Source organism: Cyclobacterium roseum, assembly GCF_010119225.1.
Classification (GTDB): Bacteria; Bacteroidota; Bacteroidia; order Cytophagales; family Cyclobacteriaceae; genus Cyclobacterium; species Cyclobacterium roseum.
The window spans coordinates 110,981-125,710 of record NZ_WNKF01000009.1; the positions used below are offsets into that span (position 1 = coordinate 110,981).

Annotated in this window: 13 protein-coding genes; 6 read left to right on the forward strand and 7 right to left on the reverse strand. The window is 45.2% G+C overall.

Features of this window, described 5'->3' with window-relative positions; all coding sequences use genetic code 11:
* The first annotated feature begins 10 nt into the window (after positions 1-10).
* Positions 11-1,681 carry a RagB/SusD family nutrient uptake outer membrane protein gene (locus tag GJQ68_RS13890; RefSeq protein ID WP_162417859.1) on the forward strand — a complete coding sequence of 557 codons (1,671 nt, stop codon included), beginning with the start codon at positions 11-13 and terminating at the stop codon, positions 1,679-1,681.
* Between the two features lie 99 nt (positions 1,682-1,780).
* Here the strand turns inward: GJQ68_RS13890 and GJQ68_RS13895 are convergent, their stop codons facing one another.
* A complete protein-coding gene (locus GJQ68_RS13895) occupies positions 1,781-1,984 on the reverse strand; it encodes a hypothetical protein (protein ID WP_162417860.1) in 204 nt (67 codons plus the stop codon).
* A gap of 254 nt (positions 1,985-2,238) precedes the next feature.
* On the opposite strand from GJQ68_RS13895, the gene uxaC reads away from it, so the two are divergent.
* Positions 2,239-3,675, forward strand: coding sequence for a glucuronate isomerase (gene uxaC / locus GJQ68_RS13900; RefSeq protein ID WP_162417861.1), 1,437 nt, complete (start codon positions 2,239-2,241; stop codon positions 3,673-3,675).
* Positions 3,676-3,748: 73 nt separating this feature from the next.
* Here uxaC and fucP read toward each other — a convergent pair whose 3' ends face one another.
* From fucP to GJQ68_RS13920, 4 genes are read right to left on the reverse strand one after another with little or no spacing between them, the layout of a single operon-like run.
* Entirely contained in the window at positions 3,749-5,050 is a 1,302-nt protein-coding gene (gene fucP, locus GJQ68_RS13905) for an L-fucose:H+ symporter permease (protein ID WP_162417862.1), read from the reverse strand.
* A gap of 21 nt (positions 5,051-5,071) precedes the next feature.
* Positions 5,072-6,115 carry an aldo/keto reductase gene (locus GJQ68_RS13910; RefSeq protein ID WP_162417863.1) on the reverse strand — a complete coding sequence of 348 codons (1,044 nt, stop codon included), beginning with the start codon at positions 6,113-6,115 and terminating at the stop codon, positions 5,072-5,074.
* 29 nt (positions 6,116-6,144) lie between these two features.
* Positions 6,145-7,098, reverse strand: a complete 954-nt coding sequence (locus GJQ68_RS13915) for a GNAT family N-acetyltransferase (RefSeq protein ID WP_162417864.1) — start codon at positions 7,096-7,098, stop codon at positions 6,145-6,147.
* Between the two features lie 8 nt (positions 7,099-7,106).
* The gene (locus GJQ68_RS13920; RefSeq protein WP_235941517.1) at positions 7,107-7,925 is read right to left on the reverse strand and encodes a 1-acyl-sn-glycerol-3-phosphate acyltransferase; all 819 of its coding nucleotides are present in this window, start codon (positions 7,923-7,925) and stop codon (positions 7,107-7,109) included.
* A 274-nt stretch (positions 7,926-8,199) separates the two neighbouring features.
* Between GJQ68_RS13920 and GJQ68_RS13925 the strand changes: the two genes are divergently transcribed.
* Positions 8,200-9,036: an SDR family NAD(P)-dependent oxidoreductase gene (locus GJQ68_RS13925; protein WP_235941540.1), complete on the forward strand. Its 837-nt coding sequence runs from the start codon at positions 8,200-8,202 to the stop codon at positions 9,034-9,036.
* Here GJQ68_RS13925 and GJQ68_RS13930 read toward each other — a convergent pair.
* Both GJQ68_RS13930 and GJQ68_RS13935 read right to left on the reverse strand, forming a co-directional pair.
* Positions 9,033-9,869 carry a DUF4249 family protein gene (locus GJQ68_RS13930; RefSeq protein ID WP_162417865.1) on the reverse strand — a complete coding sequence of 279 codons (837 nt, stop codon included), beginning with the start codon at positions 9,867-9,869 and terminating at the stop codon, positions 9,033-9,035. The genes GJQ68_RS13925 and GJQ68_RS13930 overlap by 4 nt on opposite strands.
* A gap of 4 nt (positions 9,870-9,873) precedes the next feature.
* Entirely contained in the window at positions 9,874-12,285 is a 2,412-nt protein-coding gene (locus GJQ68_RS13935) for a TonB-dependent receptor (RefSeq protein WP_162417866.1), read from the reverse strand.
* A gap of 197 nt (positions 12,286-12,482) precedes the next feature.
* Here GJQ68_RS13935 and GJQ68_RS13940 point away from each other — a divergent pair, with 197 nt between their 5' ends.
* From GJQ68_RS13940 to GJQ68_RS13950, 3 genes are read left to right on the forward strand one after another with little or no spacing between them, the layout of a single operon-like run.
* On the forward strand, positions 12,483-13,448 hold the full coding sequence (locus GJQ68_RS13940; RefSeq protein WP_162417867.1) for a vWA domain-containing protein: 966 nt from the start codon (positions 12,483-12,485) through the stop codon (positions 13,446-13,448).
* 3 nt (positions 13,449-13,451) lie between these two features.
* The gene (locus GJQ68_RS13945) at positions 13,452-14,123 is read left to right on the forward strand and encodes a hypothetical protein (protein WP_235941542.1); all 672 of its coding nucleotides are present in this window, start codon (positions 13,452-13,454) and stop codon (positions 14,121-14,123) included.
* The gene (locus GJQ68_RS13950) at positions 14,101-14,724 is read left to right on the forward strand and encodes a hypothetical protein (RefSeq protein WP_162417868.1); all 624 of its coding nucleotides are present in this window, start codon (positions 14,101-14,103) and stop codon (positions 14,722-14,724) included. Before GJQ68_RS13945 ends, GJQ68_RS13950 begins: the two co-directional genes overlap by 23 nt.
* The last annotated feature ends 6 nt before the right edge of the window (positions 14,725-14,730 follow it).

Consider the following 14,730-nt stretch of genomic DNA (forward strand, 5'->3'; position numbering starts at 1 on the left):
TTGTTAAGCAATGAAATCAAAAATCAAAAATATATTTTCAAAGTATTCCAAAATCAGCATCATGGGAGCTGCTCTGTTTGCCGGGGTTAGCTGCGAAGGCTTTTTGGAAGAAGAGGTGGTTTCCAATATTGGAAATGATTACCTGAACACACCAGCAGGTTTGAATGATGGCCTTCATGCTGCCTACAGTTCATTTAGATCTTGGTATGGTACCGAAAGAGGAAACAATTTCACTGTTTTTGGAACTGACACCTACACCAATGGAGCAGATGGCGGTTTTAAATTCATGAATTTCTATACCTCCGATTTTGATTCCCAAAATGCACATGTCCGTGAACTTTGGGATCAATTTTACCAAGGTATCAATACTGCCAATGCAGTTATTGATCGGGCTCCTGAGGTGGAAGGGCTTTCAGACGAGATAAGAGCCAGGAGAATTGCGGAAGCAAAGTTTATCCGTGCCCACCACTACTTTATCCTGGTGCAGCTATTTGGACCTCTTGATTTACAACTTAGTGAGTCCGTGGTCCCTTCCAATGAAGTAAGCCGGGCTCCGGTGGCTGATGTATATGCAGCCATCATCAATGACTTGGAGGCAGCTATTCCGGATTTGGAAAATGTGGGGCAATCCAGCGACTATGGTAGGGCAACACGGGCAACTGCCGAGCATTTGTTGGGTAGGGTCTACCTGACCAAAGGAACCTCAGAAGCTGCTGCAAATGATGATTTTGCCAAGGCTGAACCTTTGTTGCAATCCGTAATAGACAATTATGGATTCAGCTTATTGGATAATTTCGGAGATGTACACGCTTTTGGAAACGAAGTCAATAATGAAGTCGTTTTCGCGGTACAATATGGAAGGAATCAATTGACAAATGGAGGGGGAAACAATTCCCATGTGTTTTTCCTTATGGAATATGATGTGCAGCCTGGGATGAGAAGGGATACCGAAAACGGACGCCCTTTTAAACGCTACATGCCAACGGATTATACCTATAACGTTATTTTTGGGGATAGGGTGAATGACAGCCGTTATGAGAATTCCTTTAAGCAGGTTTATTACTCCAATAATCCGGGAACCTTCAATACAACGTTTGACGATTCCAAGGATCAGGTGACTTTTGCTGCCGGCGATACGGCTATTTATGTCCCTGGATATGAAATGTCTATGGAGGAAAGGGCACAGAAGCCTTATCAAGTCTTGGTTCCAAGTGCTTATACCGAGCGCCTTTTTGGCACGATGAAAAAACACATGGACCCGGGAAGAGTGGACCTGACCCAATTCCAGGGAGGAAGGGATTACATCGCTTTCAGGCTGGCAGATACCTATTTGCTCCTGGCAGAGGCTCAATTGAAGCAGGATAAAATCACAGAAGCTACGGAAAATATCAACGTGGTAAGAAGAAGGGCTGCCTTCCCGGGACGGGAAGACCAAATGGAAATCACCCCTGCCGAAATGGACATGGAAATGATCATCGAAGAACGGGCAAGAGAACTATTGGGAGAACAGCAAAGATGGTTAGATCTAAAAAGATGGAGTATTTTAGTAGAACGTGTGACTGCTCATAACTCGAAAGCCATCGGAATTGAAGATTACCATGTCTTAAGACCTATTCCGCAAAATCAAATAGACCGGGCAGAGGGCAACGAAGCTAATTTTCCTCAAAACACCGGTTATTAACCAAACTATAATTAGAAAACAATTGATTAAAAAGGCCTGGAGATATTTCAGGCCTTTTTTTATGGCATTTTAAATAAAACTTCGCCTATCAAAGAATTATCAAGCCATGCCTTCCGTCTGCAAAACGGCTTTTACCCTGGTCAGAAATCCACTGACTTTTTCAAAGGGATCACCTGGCCCCAAGGCCTCAATAGATAAGTATCCCTGATAGGTACTTTCGCGAATTACTTCCATCAGCCGTTTCAGGTCCACGGTTTTTTGAGTGCCGAAATGATTGACATTTTCCTTTAGCTGCCAATTCATCCCTTGCATGGATAGGGGAATGAGATTAAGACTATTAGAAAGGTAAGCCTAAAAGCGGCAAAAAAAACCTAAAATGGGATTTTACAGAAACATTACCAACGTATAATGGCATATATAAGTAATAAACAGTCTTAACAATGGGTTTTTATAAAATTTTAAATTAATTTGTGCAATCGATTGCCTAAATACCGGCAAATGCTGGAATAAGAACAAAATAATTTCTATTATTACCTCAGTTAAAAAAAACAAAGCAAATGGAGCATACGATAAAAGCCACCAAAAACACCTTTCTAACCGACGATTTTCTTTTGAAAAGTGATTTTGCCAGGGCATTGTACCACGATCACGCCAAAAAGATGCCCATCATCGACTACCACTGTCACCTCTCTCCTCATGATATAGCCACCAATCGTCCATTTAACAACATGACGAACATCTGGCTTGAAGGAGACCATTACAAGTGGCGGGCCATGCGAACGTTGGGCGTATCTGAAAAATTCATTACCGGAGATACTTCCGACAAAGAGAAATTTATGAGCTGGGCAAAATCGGTCCCCCATACGATGAGAAACCCCCTTTACCATTGGACGCACCTGGAACTCCTACGGTACTTCGGCATCGATCAGTTGCTCAACGAATCTTCTGCGGAGCAGGTTTACGAGGAGTCAACCAACCTGCTACAGCAGGACTCCTTCCGAACCCGGGGTCTCTTATCCAAAATGAACGTAGAAGTGGTCTGTACCACCGATGATCCGACGGATAGTCTGGAATACCACCAACAGGCTAAAGCAGAAAAAATCAACATCAAATTGCTGCCTGCTTTCCGTCCCGACAAAGCGTATGCCGTAGAAGACCCAAAAACCTACAACCAATACCTGGAAAAACTTGCCGCTGTTAGTGGCCAAGCTATCCATTCTTATGAAGACCTGCTTTCGGCTCTGGAAAACCGCGTGGACTATTTTCACGAGAACGGTGGCCGCCTGGCTGATCACGGACTGGAACAATTGTACTTTTTCAAAGAAAACGAACACGATATTTCCGGGCTTTTCGCAAGGATTCAATCAGGAAAAGGGCTGGAACCGGGTGAAATCCGGTTTTTTAAATTCAAGACCCTTTCCGCTCTCAGCAAAATGTACCATGCAAAGGGCTGGACCCAGCAATACCACCTGGGTGCCTTACGCAATACAAACGAACGCATGGCACGGGTATTGGGTCCCGATACGGGCTTCGATTCCATAGGAGACTTCCCCCAAAGCGTAGCCCTTGCGGCCTACCTAAACCATTTGGATAGTACCGATCAATTGGCTAAAACCATCTTGTACAATCTTAACCCTTCAGATAATGAAGTCATGGCTACCATGGTAGGTAATTTCAACGATGGATCCATAAAAGGAAAAGTTCAGTTTGGTTCTGGCTGGTGGTACATGGATCAAAAAGACGGAATGGAAAAACAAATGAATACATTATCCAATATGGGCATCTTAAGCTGCTTTGTGGGCATGCTTACCGATAGCCGAAGTTTCCTTTCCTTTCCACGTCACGAGTATTTCCGTAGGATTCTTTGTAACCTGATCGGCCAGGATGTGGTCAATGGGGAATTGCCGGCGGATGAAAAATGGCTCGGCCAGATGGTGGAAAATATTTGTTATAACAACGCCCAGGAGTACTTTGGGTTTTACGCCATGGACTAGCCTGGGTTAGTCCAAAAAAAACCACCCCCGGGTAACCTGTCCCGGGGGTGTTTTTTTTTAGTACATAAGATTCTCAAACCGTTTTGACTGCCTTTGGCTCGGGCCGGTGGAAGTAATGGGATAAACCAAAATACATCACTACCCCGAAACAAATCAATGGCACGTAATAGGAAAGCTGAATATTTCCACTGATATCCGAAACCTGTCCCTGCGCAGCGGTGATCAGCGCTCCACCCAAAATGGCCATTATCAATCCCGAGCCTCCCAACTTAGTATCGTTTCCAAGTCCTTCTGCAGAAAGTCCGTAGATAGTGGGAAACATCAAAGACATACAAACCGAAATCAACACCAATGAGATCACCGCAACCATGCCACTGCCATAAATCACTACTAAACTCAACAGGATGGCTACAAAGGAGGAGATCGCCAGCAGTATCGAAGGTTTAAAATATTTCATCAATGCGGTGAACAAAAAGCGGCTGCCGGCGAATAAAATCAAGGACACCAAATAGTAATTGGAGGCTCCGCTTTCCAATACCTCTAGTTCCCCCATGACGTACCGAATGGTAAAAGACCAGACACCTATCTGGGCACCTACATAGAAAAACTGAGCCATCACGCCACGCATGTAATTTTTATTTTTGGATAATCTCTTGAAGCCCGCGATAATGCCATCTTTTTCCACAATCTCTGAGGCCACCGGCATGCGCACGGCCCGGATTACAAACCAAACGACCACCAGAAACAGAGCCACGCCTACATATGTGCTGACGACCCCGGCAAGTTCTTCCGCCTGCATGGCTTTCAGCGTTTCCGGATCCATCGTCGTTCGGTCTGCTGCCTCAGCCGTATTCAATTGGGAGAGGATAAAAACCTTGCTCAAATAGACGCCGATAACCGACCCAATGGGATTGAAGGACTGCGCCAGATTAAGCCGTTGAGTGGCCGTCTCTGGCGGACCAATCACCAAAATATAGGGATTAGCCGCTGTCTCCAAAATGGATAAGCCTCCTGCCAGCACGTATAAGGCCACCAGAAAAAACCCATAGGACATCATGATGCCTGCGGGATAAAAAAGCAATGACCCCAGGGCAAAGAGCCCCAGCCCCAATAGAATACCGGATTTATAGGTGTATTTTCTGATAAATATGGCTGCTGGTAAGGCCAGGCAAAAATAAGAACCATAAAAAGCCAACTGAATCCAGGAGGTCTGAAAGTCAGTCATGCTCATGATCCTCTTGAAAGCAGCCAACAAGGTGTCGGTCATATTATGCGCCACTCCCCAAAGCATAAAAAGAGTAGTGAGTAATAAGAAAGGCCAAAAATTCTTTTTGGAAATCAGTCCGGCTTTTTCAGAGGTTATTTGTGAACTCATGGGTTTGAATTGAAGGTGAATCTATTCTGATGTTAAAAAGGGGAAATCTGAAATTAAGGATTTATCTATTAATTCCTGCCAAAAGGAAGCTGGCAATTTATGATTTACTGCACGTATATTTTTCCGAATCCAATCGGGATGGTTGATGCTAAGCGCAATGCTACACAGTCCGGGAATGGCAAGAGAAAATTGAATACACGCATGATAAGGGGCTATCTTGTACTGCGTGCAGGTCTCAAAAAACCGTCGCCGCCACGAAAATTTCTCTTTTCCTTCCTTGCTATCCGGATTGATTTTACGGTAGTCAAAGAAATCTTCGCCCACCAGAAATCCGGAATGGAAAATGGCCGCATTGATGATTCCCACCTTCTTTTCCCTCAATGATTCCACAAACTCCATCAGTTCCGGGGGGTGCGAATAAAGCGACAGGCTATTCGCCAGCATGACATAATCCAGCGAGACTTCCTGGCAGAGGCGGCAAATAATGGTCCAGTCCTTGGCCCCTACACCTATTCCCGCTACCTTCCCCGCACGTTTTAGATCACTTAATGCGCGATACGCCTCCAGAATATGCTCCCAACGACGCGCCTTCTCCTCTTTGCCTTTTGCCGCCATCAGGTATTCATCCGGATCGTGCAGCGAAATCAACTGGGGTTGGTAGCCCTGTAGTAGGGCATTATCCTTTTCGAAGCATTCCATCATTCCGGCATAGCCAATCTTTTGGACGGCATCCTGCTGAATCCCTTTCCAAATACCCGGTTCAAAGGTGGGCTCCTCTGCTTCCAGTGGCACTCTCACCCACCCCAACTTATTGCTAATGATTACTTCCTCTTTCTTTATACCTGCTTCCTGTAAAAAATCCCCCAGCACCTCCAGTGCAAGCCCAGCTCCGTACTTTCCAGCCGTATCAAAAACGGTGTGCGGGGAGCTCGCCTGAAAAATCTCTTTCAGAATGGCTACCTTATCCTTTTTGGGATATTCCTGAAAAAGATTCCCCAGGGAGCTGCTACCAAAAATGATAGGAGGCACCTGCAGTCCGGTATTTCCTAGGGGACTTACATTCATCTTCCAGGTATTTCACTATACTGCATCGCCTATTTCTTTTTCACGCCATACTCCCGGTCCCGGTCAAAGGTCTCCAGATGCCGGTGTTTTTTGGAATCATAGATATCCGCAATCGTAATCAAAATACCCGTTTCCTCCACCGCACCAAATTCATAATTCATTGCCGTGCCAAAAGTCTTCATGGTAGAGGATAGGTTCATATACGTATTGATGAGCGGAGGAATATTTTCTCCCTGTAGCCGTACCTGAGAATTAAGCGCCTTGTATCCTTCTTTATAACTCAAACCGTCGAAAAAGCCTTCATAATTTTCCGGATTGGTCTTATAACCCAGCGGCGTGATCGGCCAGATCAGTTCGTCCTTGTCCGGAAAGTAATGATTCATAAAATAAAGCAACAAATCCCGGGCTTTTGCATTGTAATGTGGATACATGGTCACTTTTCCGAACAAATACCTAATATCGGGATTGATCATGACCACTGCACCTAAGCCATCCCAGAGGTTGTCCAGGGAAAAAATCCCCTTTCGGTTATCCACGCTGGGCTGATAATTTGGCTGGACAAACGACCTTCCCAATTCGATGGTATAGGGAAGGTACTCCTGTACAAACCGATCTGAAAAATTGAAGAGGTGAGCGGTAGAAAGATTCACTGCCCCATCCGAAGTAAATCCGGCATCTGCACATTTAATCAGCCGGTACCCTGCGATGATCTCCTTATCTTCGGGGTTCCAGGCGATCAATTGCTCGTAACAATTTTCACAGGTATCGTTTTCGTCGATGTCCAGCGGTAAACCCGTTCCTCCTCCTGCTGCTCTAAATGACACTTCACGCAACCTTCCAATTTCCTTCAGTACATTGGGTGCGTTGTGCTGATTAACCAGATAAATTTCATTCTCACCGTTGTTTACATATCTCAAAAACCGCTCGGCCGATAATTCACGTTGGATAACTTCCCGGTCAATCGGGTTGATAATTGCTTGCATAAATCCTACTAGTCTTGGACAATGTTGTAAACTATTTTTTTGACCTCTTCTGCCCAGTATTTGTCCGTTTTGGAAGCATCAAAATACTTGTAAGAAATTGGTTTTCCTATATGGACTACGATATTTTTGTTTTTTTGCCCAAACATCTCGTCAGCCAAATAAAACATCTCAATATTGGCCTTTACTCCTACTTTTTTCCTAAGGCTTGCCAAATTATAAAAAAAAGACGAGTTCCTCCCCTCTATGTAAACAGGAACCACGTCTTTTTTGTATTTTCTTGCCTTATTGATAAAACTTTTTTTCCATTCCAAATCCTTGATCCCATGCTCCTGTTTTCTGGAAACCAAGCCTGCCGGAAAGACCAGGATCCCATTGGTAGAGGCATACGTTTCTTCAATGAGCTCTGCCCCTTTCTTACCACTGCTGCCGTGTTTGTTTACCGGAACAAACAGTTTTCCAAAATGGGGGATATTCATTAGCAGGTCATTCACCAAAAACCGCAAATCTTCCCGGTATTTTCCCAGCACATGCATCAAAACGACCCCATCCAAAGCACCCAAGGGGTGATTAGATGCAAAAATCACGCTTCGGTCACGGGGGATATTATTCTCCCCACTTACTGATACGTTTACCCCAAATTCCTTAATGAGCGCATCCACAAATTCCAATTCCTTCAAATCAGCATGGCGCAGCATGATGTCATTGACCTCCTCTTCATGTACGATTCTCTTGATGTATCCCAGAACAAATCCCGGCATCCAGTTCAATAAAGCGGGGTTTTTGGATGCAATTACCTTTTTAATATCTATAAATTTCTCGTTCTCCACAAAAAACAATTAATTGAATGATCGAAAACAGTCGCCTCTATTTTCCTTCGGCTTTCCAGGCCAGGAAACTAAACTTACCGTAAATTAATCTTTAACAAAAATAGGGAAAATAAATTTATTGGCTTTATTTGGTATAGGCATTGCTCCAAACTTTCTTGATTGCATGCTGGCGCATTGTGGTTACACTAACTAATAATTTCAACAAGTCACGATCCGCTAACCGGCTGAACATTCGACAATGCCTCCATGTTACTACCCTTAAACAGAAACGCTTATGATGCAACTGGCAATTACAGGCGCCACTTCAGGAATTGGTGCTGAAAAAGCAAAGGTCCTCGCTCCGAAATGCAGTAGAATTTTCCTACTCGTTCGAAATCGGGAAAAAGCAAAAGAACTGGTACAATCCATCGACCCTTCCGGCAATAACGATAAGTTCACCATTATTCATTGCGACCTGGCAGACCTCCAGTCCGTGGCTGCTGCGGCCAGAGCACTTCGGGAGGCCACCGATAACCTGGACCTCCTGATCAATAATGCAGGGGGGATTTTTCCCGAAAAGGAATTAACCAAAGACGGTCATGAACTTACCTTTTCCGCCAACCACCTGGGGCACTTTCTACTGACACAGCAAGTGATGTCCCTACTCACTAACGGAGACGGAGGAAGGGTAGTCAGCGTCAGTTCTGAGGCGCACAAAGGTGCCTCCATAGACAGAAAGGACCTGGAGTTAATCCGGAATTTCAGTTCATTTAAGGCCTACGCCAATGCCAAATTATACAACATCCTTTTCACCAAATCGCTGGCCGAAAAATACGCCGATAAAAACCTGGAAGCCTACGCCCTTCATCCCGGGGTAGTTAATACTGGCTTTGGTAACCAAAGCAAAGGAATTTTTAAAATCCTCCTTTCCCTGTTCAAGCCCTTAATGATCAGCCCCGCCAAAGGTGCGAAAACCGGGATTTTCCTGGCCACCACTAAGCAGGTTCCCGGTAAAAACGGGGATTACTTTAAGAAGTCAAAAACCGCAAGTGTATCCTCCCAGGCCAAATCTAAAAAATTGAGGGATCAACTTTGGGAATACAGCATGGATCAAATCAAGGAATTTGTTTAATTAACTTCTTCATCCTGGATCAGAATCGTTCGGGTGACCACCGGCGCGGTCATAAAATAGCCCATTACCTCGCCCACTCCCTGACTAACGGTAATGTTGGTTCTAGGATTGGCCGGTGGCGGACTAAATAACCCTCCATCGTTAAATAACAAATTCACCAACTGGTTCAGATAATCGTACGAACTTTCATTTAGTCGCAGCATTTGCAGTTTGACCTTGTCCTCTTTTTCAAAAGTAAAAGCCGTGAGCTCAAACCCATTATTCAATACGGAACTACCAAAGGTGTCATCAAAAAGAAAATAATCGGATCGCCTGTTTAATAAGGTGTCATTTCGTGTAAGTTTCAGGCGGTAAAAGTTACTTTCAGTAAACGGAATCTTTCCATACAAGGTCAAATAATATCCTTCATCTGCAAAGAACCGTTCCTCTTTGAATTCATAGGTAATGCTATCCAATACGGGTGCTTCCAGGGTGGTGCCAGTGGCGCTGTACTCCTTTCCCTCCAATGCTATCCGCAACCGGTATTCATGTCCGATTTCGGCGGCTTGCTGATCTAGAGGCAGGTACTGCCCCAATTCTACCACATATCGAAAATCAATGATCTCTCCATTCTCCAAATCCTCAATTTGAACGAGGGCATCCGGGATGAGCTCATTGTCAAGCGTATCGTAATAATCACGCGAATAGGCTACGGACACAAAATTATCCGAAGGATTATCTGTCCATACGCCTTCAATCACCGGAATTTTATCCCGAGCGCCCAATTCAAGAGCGGCCTCCTCCTGGCAGGAATAAAGAAAAAATACGAGTCCAAAAATGACAACTAACCTCATGGAATTAGAATTTGAAATTATACGTGATAGACGGTAAAACACTAAATAAATAAGTCATAACTACCCCTGGACGAGCCGAAGCTGCTTCTTCACCCAGACCAGGTTGAAACCCGATATCATTGTTGTAGATGGTCGTAAACTCATATGAAAAAGGATTTTTTCGACCATAGGCATTGTATACACTGAAGTTCCAACTTCCTTGCCACCATTTGCCTTTATCCTTGTTTTTCAGCGTCACCGAAAGGTCCAATCGATGATAATCCGGGAAGCGGTCCCTGTTTCGTTGCTCACTATACAATGGCACCCGCTGATCATCCACCTCATAAGATCCTACCGGAAAGGTCACTGCTATTCCCGTGGTGTAAATAAACGTACCGGAAAATGACAATCGATCGTTTAATTGATGGGATACCACCAGGCTTAGATCATGCGGTCTGTCAAATCGGGGAGGATATGGCAGCCCCCGATTGATCCCTTCAATTTTTCGAAACACCCGCGACCAGGTATAACTCAGCCAACCGGACGTTTTGCCGACATTTTTTCGCAGCAAAAATTCCATACCATAAGACCAGCCATTGCCCGTTAGGATTTCGGTCTCAATATTATCCGTAAAAAGTACGTTGGCTCCCTGTTTCAGATCCACAATATTCCTGAAATCCCGGTAATAGCCCTCCAGAGAAACTTCCCATTGATTATCCATCAGGTTTTGAAATAAACCTGCGGAAACCTGATCTCCTCTAATGGGTAAAATATACCTGCCGGCCGGTACCCAGCAGTCTATGGGTAATCCCGCTGAACTGTTGGAGGCCACCTGGATGTACTGGTAATTTCGGTTAAACCCTGCTTTCAGGGAGGTTCCCGATGCGATTCGGTACCGGGCTGAAAACCGGGGCTCCCAACCCTGATACGCCTGCATCCGTTGCCCCAGCCGGTATTCCAGGGTATCGATTACCTGCTCATTTTCCTGAGGATCATCATTGTCATACAGGTAATTGATTCCGTTCCCTATTTGCTGGTAATTTCCCCAGCGTAATCCCGCCTCCAGACTTAAGCGGTCCGAAACCTCTGTTTTTCCAGCCAGAAACAGATTGAACTGCAGGCCTGTTCTCGGGTGTGAGTCCAGGGGCTCAATGCCACTATCCGGACTCCCCTGAAGGTCGACGGGAGCAAAGTGGTAGAGCTGCCCGTGCATACCGGCTTTTAATTCCGAATTTTCTTCCGGTATATAGGTCCAGGCCGCCTTGACACCCGACTCCGCAAAGTGATTGGACCAATCAAACCCATTCTCTTCATCGGAAAAGCTGATCAGGTATTCGTAACGGCTGTAATAGGCAGACACATCCAGGTAATTTCGATCGTTGATCTGCCGGTCCCAGGTAAACGAATTGACCCAATTTTTCCATCCCAACCCAAACTGACCTCGCAAACCCAAAAAATCACTGCCATAATAGGAAGATAGGGTAAATTTATTTTGCGGCCCCTTCCTCCACATAAACTTACCGCTCAAATCGTAAAAGTAGAGTTGGTTATCTCGTATGTCTTCATTGCCAGAAAACGTCAGAAACAAATCCGCATACGTTCGCCTGCCGGAGACAATAAAGGAGGAGTTATCCGAAAACAAGGGTCCGTCTACGGTCAATCTGGAACTGATACTGCCAATCCCTCCCTCTCCCTGGATTTTGGAGGTATTTCCTTCTTTCAAGGAAATATCGACCAGCGAAGATACCCTTCCTCCAAATTCAGCAGGAATAGTACCTTTATAAAGGGCAACATCGCTAAGGGCATCGGGATTAAACACGGAGAAAAACCCAAAAAAATGAGATGGATTATATATGGGGGCACCATCGATCTGAATCAGGTTTTGATCTGCTGAACCTCCCCTTACAAACAAGCCTGTTGACCCTTCTCCCGCAGTGGTCACTCCCGGAAGCAATTGGATCCCTCGAAGCAAATCCACCTCCCCAAACAAGGCCGGAATGCGCTTCAATTCCTGACCTGATATCACGTTTTTCCCCATTTCCGTGCTAGCCACATTTTGGTCCGGTTTCCGTTCCGAAACCACTACTTCCTCCAGGGTCCATTCCTCTGGGCTTAAATAAAAGACCAGACCCTCCATTTTGCTTTTCTCTTTCAGGTCCCGGGCAATGGGTTGGTACCCCAGGAATCGAATCACCAAGGTACCGGAAGTAGCTTCTTTACCTAGGGTGAAATTCCCATTCTCGTCAGTAATGGTACCTTTATCAGCCTGCCCCTCCCAATTTACCGTTGCCCCGGGTAAGGGTTCACCGGAAGCCTTGTCCACTACCTGACCGCTTACAGTACCATTTTGTTGTCCGGAAACGGAATTAACTACTAAAAGGCAGGTAAAAAAAACAAATAAATATACCCAAAAAGATTTTTGTTCGTATGTAAACATGCGTTGTGGTAGATGTAAAATGTAATCAATGACGCTAAAGAAAGAACCCAATGCCAAACCAAAAATGATAACGACATCCACCTCAAATGGTTAAGGAAATCCGGCTTTATTTCGAAAGAAACAACACAATTTCAATACGGGGGTAATAATTCGGACACATCCATGACGTTTTAAGTATTAATGATTAATTTCGAACTATGATTTGGGCCTATCCTGATACCAATTTGATATTAACCCTTACAACGGTCTTTGTGCTACTCTATGCAGCGTATTTGTACCGTTTTTGGACGATCAATCAAAAAATAGTCGTAAAAAAAAGAAGCCTGGTGTGGAAAATGATTCTGCGCAGCCTGTATTTCTGTTTGTTTTTGATTGCTCTGGCAGGGCCATCTATAGGTAATGCTATGAAAGAAATCAAACAGGAAGGAAAAGACATCTTCCTGGCGATTGATCTCTCCCGCTCCATGAACGCCGAAGACATACAGCCCAGCAGGCTGCAGCGAATAAAATTCGAATTGAAAAACCTGGTGAAAAATTTCAGCTCGGACCGGCTGGGAATCATCATCTTTTCATCAGAAGCTTTTATTCAGTGTCCGTTGACATTTGACCAGAATGTGATCCAATTGCACCTGGACGGATTAAATACAGGCCTGGTTCCGAATTCAGGAACCGACATCGAGGCACCGCTCAATATGGCCTACAGTAAGTTTTTGTCGGATGAAAGCCAGGAACCCAAATCAAAAGCCATCATTCTGATTAGCGATGGAGAGGATTTCGGAGAGGCATTGGATGGTACACTGGAAAAACTTCGGGAGTCAGGTATCCGGGTCTACACCATGGGCGTGGGCACCAGTTCCGGGAGCACTATCCCCAGAGGCAGCGGAGTGGTCATCGATCAGCAAACCAACCGTCCGGCCATCTCCAGACTCAGTTCGGACAATCTCCGAAAAATTGCCAATCAGACAGACGGGGACTATTTTGAATTAAGTGATGACTTGCAGGAGATTCCCCAACTAATAGATGCCATTTCCAATCTGGAAGGAACCGTAATGGCCAGTCGTACCGTAGAGGCCTCTTCTAACAAATATTTCTATTTCCTGCTGGCCGGTCTGGTTTTGGCAGTGCTGGATTCCCTCTTACCCATCAGGACTTTATCCCTTTAAAAAATGATCTATACCATGGTATACAGAATGTTGCTTTGGGTGTTTTTGATAATTCCCGGTGATTGGAAAAAAATTTCCATCACCAACGAAGCCCTGGCCTCTGCCGAAAAGTCATTCAAGGAGGCCGATTACGAAAATTCGGTGCGAAATCACCTTTCCCTGCTGGAGGACCATGGATTGGACCACCCGGAAGTCCGCTTTAATCTTGCCCTGAGCTACCACAACAACGGGCAGGAAGAAGATGCTAAAAAAACCTATGAACCCCTGATTTCCGTAGACGCCAATAACATTCCTTCATTCGCAGCCAATCAGCAAGGCGTTTTACTTGGCAACGAAAAAAAATACCAGGAAGCCCTATCCTATTTCAAAACGGCCCTGTTAAAGGATCCGGAAAATGAACAGGCGCGGTACAATTACGAAGTTCTGGCCCGCTGGCTGGAAGGAAATGAAGAAAACCAGGAAAATGAGGAGGACAGAGAAGAGGAAGACCAGATCCAACCCTCCAATTATGCCAAAAGGATGAAAGCGCAGGCGGATGAAATGGTCGACAGGTTCCAGTTTGGCGAAGCAAGTGAGATCATGGATCGGGCGCTGGAAATAGATGAAACGGTAGCCCACTACCAAAAATTTATGGATCACTTAAACGAGATCAATGAAATCAATGAAAACCAATAACTGCTTCCTTTTCGTCCTGCTTTTGATGGGCCCTTTGAGCCTGTTGGCACAATCTGAAACGGAATATTTTAACCAGGCTGCCAGGCAGTATGTAAACGAAGACATACAGGGAACCAGCCAGCTATTGGCCGAAGGTCTTGACAAATACCCAAACGATCCCCGGCTAAATGCGTTGTGGGAAAAGCTTCAAAAAGATCAGCAGGACCAGGAAAAGCAAGATCAGGAAAATCAGGAGCAGCAAGACCAAGACCAGCTGGACTCTCAGGAACAAGAGCAACAGGATCAGCAAAGTGAGGATCAGGAAAGTGGTGAAGGTGAAGAGGAAACACAGGAAGACGGGGCAGATGAATCAGACGAGATGGAAGAACAGCGGGGAGAACAAACCGATGAAGAATCGGAGGATCCGGGCGAATTAGACAGTGACCTCAGCGATCGGGAAAAAGCCATGGAAGAAATGCGCCAACGACTGGAAGAAATGAACATTACGCCGGAGCAGGCCACCCAAATTCTGGATGCGATGAACAGCAATGAACTGCGCTACATTCAACAAAATAGAAAAAAACCCACGGAGCAACCAAAACGGGGACTTCCTGACTATTAAGTCCCG

Bases quoted from the DNA above. Each gene is read 5' to 3' on its own strand.
- GJQ68_RS13940 (WP_162417867.1), top strand. From the start codon at position 12,483: ATGATTTGGGCCTATCCTGATACCAATTTGATATTAACCCTTACAACG.
- GJQ68_RS13895 (WP_162417860.1), bottom strand. From the start codon at position 1,984: ATGAATTGGCAGCTAAAGGAAAATGTCAATCATTTCGGCACTCAAAAA.
- GJQ68_RS13915 (WP_162417864.1), bottom strand. From the start codon at position 7,098: ATGCAAGCAATTATCAACCCGATTGACCGGGAAGTTATCCAACGTGAA.
- uxaC (WP_162417861.1), top strand. From the start codon at position 2,239: ATGGAGCATACGATAAAAGCCACCAAAAACACCTTTCTAACCGACGAT.
- GJQ68_RS13945 (WP_235941542.1), top strand. From the start codon at position 13,452: ATGATCTATACCATGGTATACAGAATGTTGCTTTGGGTGTTTTTGATA.
- GJQ68_RS13930 (WP_162417865.1), bottom strand. From the start codon at position 9,869: ATGAGGTTAGTTGTCATTTTTGGACTCGTATTTTTTCTTTATTCCTGC.
- GJQ68_RS13925 (WP_235941540.1), top strand. From the start codon at position 8,200: ATGATGCAACTGGCAATTACAGGCGCCACTTCAGGAATTGGTGCTGAA.
- GJQ68_RS13935 (WP_162417866.1), bottom strand. From the start codon at position 12,285: ATGTTTACATACGAACAAAAATCTTTTTGGGTATATTTATTTGTTTTT.
- fucP (WP_162417862.1), bottom strand. From the start codon at position 5,050: ATGAGTTCACAAATAACCTCTGAAAAAGCCGGACTGATTTCCAAAAAG.
- GJQ68_RS13910 (WP_162417863.1), bottom strand. From the start codon at position 6,115: ATGAATGTAAGTCCCCTAGGAAATACCGGACTGCAGGTGCCTCCTATC.
- GJQ68_RS13890 (WP_162417859.1), top strand. From the start codon at position 11: ATGAAATCAAAAATCAAAAATATATTTTCAAAGTATTCCAAAATCAGC.
- GJQ68_RS13950 (WP_162417868.1), top strand. From the start codon at position 14,101: ATGAAATCAATGAAAACCAATAACTGCTTCCTTTTCGTCCTGCTTTTG.